This window comes from Staphylococcus sp. HMSC061G12 (assembly GCF_001838465.1).
Classification (GTDB): Bacteria; Bacillota; Bacilli; order Staphylococcales; family Staphylococcaceae; genus Staphylococcus; species Staphylococcus simulans.
Genome location: NZ_KV837039.1, coordinates 1 through 286 on the forward strand (window position 1 = coordinate 1; position 286 = coordinate 286).

The window sequence follows — 286 nt, forward strand, 5'->3', positions numbered from 1 at the left end:
AAAGATTCAGATGTCTTTGAACCAGTAGCTGGAAAAGTTGAAAAACCATATGGTACACCAACTACAATTGAAGATGTTGTTTCTAAAGTAACTGTACCAGGCTATTCTAAAGTGGATAATCCTTATAAAGTTACTGTAGACAATCCATCTGTATTACCTAATGGAAACACACCAGGTGTATATGATGTTCCAGTTACAGTGACATACCCAGATGGTTCGACTGACCACGTAACAGTTAAAGTTACGGTTAATCCACAACCAGAAAATGATAAATATGAACCAGTAT

1 protein-coding gene is annotated in these 286 nt (G+C 36.0%); it reads left to right on the plus strand.

From position 1 onward, the window contains the following. The coding region (locus HMPREF2937_RS03670; RefSeq protein WP_142351399.1) for a Rib/alpha-like domain-containing protein at window positions 1–286 on the plus strand (286 nt) is incomplete at both ends.